The organism is Streptococcus suis (assembly GCF_002964045.1).
GTDB classification, from domain to species: domain Bacteria; phylum Bacillota; class Bacilli; order Lactobacillales; family Streptococcaceae; genus Streptococcus; species Streptococcus suis_U.
Window position 1 is genome coordinate 1 of sequence record NZ_POPB01000512.1, and the last position, 376, is coordinate 376.

The 376-nt window shown below is 45.5% G+C and carries 1 protein-coding gene; it reads left to right on the top strand.

The features are described from left to right. Positions 1 to 376, top strand: a 376-nt coding sequence (locus tag C1E99_RS14775) for a mucin-binding protein (protein WP_161951203.1), incomplete at both ends; no start/stop codon positions are given.

A 376-nucleotide genomic window follows, 5' to 3' on the forward strand; every position in this document is an offset into this window, starting at 1 on the left:
TCAGTGAAATTCACAGAAACCCTCAATGGTAAAACAGGGGATGAGTTTGGCTTTGATCCAGCTGCTAAGATTAAGGAATTTGAAAACCTTGGCTACACCGTAGTGAACAAAGATAACTACAGCTCAACAGGTACCTTCGATAACATCGACGGCAATTCCCAAGACTTCGTCTTCGAATTGACACCAAAAGTATCCCCAATCACCCCAGATAAACCAGGTGTTCCAGGTCAACCAATTGATCCAAACAACCCAGATGGTCCAACATGGCCAACTGATAAGGGTGTTGATGATGTGACCCGTACGATCAGCCGTACCGTTACTTATGTGAAAGCAGAAGGTGGCGAAGCAGCTCCAGGCTCAAGCAACTCTGTTACAT